Origin of the sequence: Mesorhizobium sp. M4A.F.Ca.ET.090.04.2.1, assembly GCF_003999085.1 — a bacterium.
GTDB lineage: Bacteria > Pseudomonadota > Alphaproteobacteria > Rhizobiales > Rhizobiaceae > Mesorhizobium.
This window is the reverse complement of record NZ_RZOT01000677.1, coordinates 1-2,780: the sequence shown is the minus strand read 5'-3', so window position 1 is coordinate 2,780 and position 2,780 is coordinate 1. Positions and strand designations below refer to the sequence as shown.

Annotated in this window: 2 protein-coding genes; both read left to right on the top strand. The window is 67.1% G+C overall.

The genetic code is table 11. From position 1 onward, the window contains the following. On the top strand, nt 1–1,893 hold a 1,893-nt coding region (gene cobT, locus EN781_RS30240; protein WP_245492688.1), incomplete at its 5' end, for a cobaltochelatase subunit CobT. Beyond that, nucleotides 1,890–2,780: esterase-like activity of phytase family protein (locus tag EN781_RS30235; RefSeq protein WP_127400624.1), on the top strand; the 891-nt coding region annotated here is incomplete at its 3' end. The genes cobT and EN781_RS30235, both read left to right, overlap by 4 nt.

Here is a 2,780-nt window from a genome sequence, read left to right as displayed (position 1 = left end):
GGTCCGGGCGACAACACGCGCAACAAGCCGAAGAACGGGTCTGAGGCCGACAGCTTCAAGCGCTCGGTGACCGTTTGCATGCGCGCCATTGCCGGCGACAAGGATCTCGAGGTCGGTTTCGCCAAGGACCGGCCGGCGCTCGCCGGCAGCCGCGCCCGGCTGCCCGAGCTGCCGAAGAAGGCCTCGAAGGCCGATATCGCCATCACCCGCGGGCTCGGCGATTCCATGGCGCTGAAGCGCGCCTGCCACGATCAGCGCATCCACAACAAGCTGGCGCCGGAGGGCAAGCTGGCGCGCTCGATCTACGACGCGGTCGAGCAGGCCCGTGTCGAGGCGATCGGCAGCCGCGCCATGCAGGGCGTCGCCGACAATATCGGCTCGATGCTGGAGGACCAATACGCCAAGGCCAATCTCGTCGACGTCAAGGACAAGGCCGACGCGCCGCTCGAGGAGGCGGTGGCGCTGATGGTGCGCGAGAAGCTCACCGGCCGCGCCGTGCCCAGGAGCGGCGAGCGCCTGGTCGATCTGTGGCGCCCTTGGGTCGAGGAGAAGGCCAGCGCCGATCTCGACGGCCTGTCGGCCAAACTCGACGACCAGCAGGCTTTTGCCCGCATCGTGCGCGACATGCTGGTCTCCATGGAGATGGCCGAGGAGCTCGGCGACGACCAGGAGAGCGAAGACACCGAGGACAGTGACGACAACGAGCCGCAGGGCGAGGAGCAGAGCGAGGAGGGCGGCGAGGACGATTCCGGCTCGGAGCAGTCGCAGTCCGACGACGCCGAGGCGTCCGACGACGACGAGCAGTCGGCCGAGACGGAAGCGTCCGACGCCACCGCCGACGACCTCTCCGACGAGGACGATTCCGACGCCGAGACGCCCGGCGAGGCGCGGCGTAACGACAATCCCTTCACCAATTTGCCGAAGGAGATCGACTACAAGGTCTTCACCACGGCTTTCGACGAGACGGTCGGCGCCGAGGAATTGTGCGAGGAAGAGGAGCTCGACCGGCTGCGCGCCTTCCTCGACAAGCAGCTCGCCAATCTTTCCGGCGTCGTCGGCAGATTGGCCAACCGGCTGCAACGCCGGCTGATGGCCCAGCAGAACCGCTCGTGGGATTTCGACCTCGAGGAAGGCTATCTCGATCCGTCGCGACTGGTGCGCGTCGTCATCGATCCGATGCAGCCGCTGTCCTTCAAGCAGGAGCGCGACACGAAATTCCGCGACACGGTGGTGTCGCTGGTGCTCGATAATTCGGGCTCGATGCGCGGCCGGCCGATCACCGTCGCCGCCACCTGCGCCGACATCCTGGCGCGCACGCTGGAGCGCTGCGGCGTCTCGGTCGAGATCCTCGGCTTCACCACCCGCGCCTGGAAGGGCGGGCAGGCGCGCGAGAAATGGCTGAAGGACGGCAAGCCGCCGAACCCCGGCCGGCTCAATGATCTGCGCCACATCATCTACAAATCCGCCGACCACCCATGGCGGCGGGCGCGGCGCAATCTCGGCCTGATGATGCGCGAGGGCCTGCTCAAGGAAAACATCGACGGCGAGGCGCTGCTTTGGGCGCATAACCGGCTGATCGGGCGGCCGGAACAGCGCAAGATCCTGATGATGATCTCCGACGGCGCGCCGGTCGACGATTCCACGCTCTCGGTCAATCCCGGCAACTACCTGGAGAGGCACCTGCGCGCGGTCATCGAGCTGATCGAGACGCGCTCGCCGGTCGAGCTATTGGCCATCGGCATCGGCCATGACGTCACCCGCTACTATCGCCGTGCCGTCACCATCGTCGATGCCGAGGAACTGGCCGGCGCCATGACCGAGCAGCTCGCCTCGCTGTTCGGCGAGGAAAGCGCGCGCGAGATGCGGCGCGGCGGCTTGCGGCGCGCCGGATGAAGCTCATGGTGCGGGGCTTGCGGCGAACGGTTCTGGCTGCCTGCGCGCTGGCCGGCATGCTGTCGCCGGCCGTCGCCGCCGGTCTGGCTTCCATCGAGCCGGTCGAGATCTCGGCGCGGCCGATAGGCCAGTTCCGCATTGGCCATGACGACAAGCAGTTCGGGCCGCTGGAATTCGTCGGCGGTCTGGAGATGACCTCGCCGTCGCGCGATTTCGGCGCGCTCTCGGCCTTCCGCTTCCTCAAGCCCGGCGGCGACTTCATCGGCGTCGCCGACACCGGCTTCTGGTTTTTCGGCACGGTCGCACACGATGCCGACAAGCGGCCGTCGGGCATCCAGAATTTCCGCATGCAGCAGATGGTCGACCGGTCGGGACGGCCGATCGAAAAGAAATGGGAGGTCGACGCCGAGGGCCTCGCGGTCAAGGACGGCATCGCCACGGTCGGTTTCGAGCGAAACCAGCGCGTCGCCCAGTTCAGGATCGATCCCGACAAGATGAAGGCGCCGTTCAAGGAGCTCGACTATCTCGTGCCGGCCCGGGAGCTGCGCCAGAACCGCGGCTTCGAGACCGTCACCCATGCCAATCCCTACGGCCAGCACGAAGGCGGGCTGGTCGTGGTGTCGGAAAAGAGCCTGGACAAGGCCGGCAACATCTTCGCGGCGATCATCGAGGGCCCGAACAAGGGCGTCTTCACCGTCAAGCGCAATGGCGATTTCGACATCACCGACGGCGCCTTCCTGCCCGATGGCGATCTTCTGCTGCTCGAGCGCAGCTTCTCGATGGCGGGCGGGGTGAAGATGCGGCTGAGGCGCATCTACGGCGAGAGCGTCGAGAAGGGCGCCGTCGCCGACGGGCCGGTGCTGCTGGAGGCCGACATGGGCTACCAG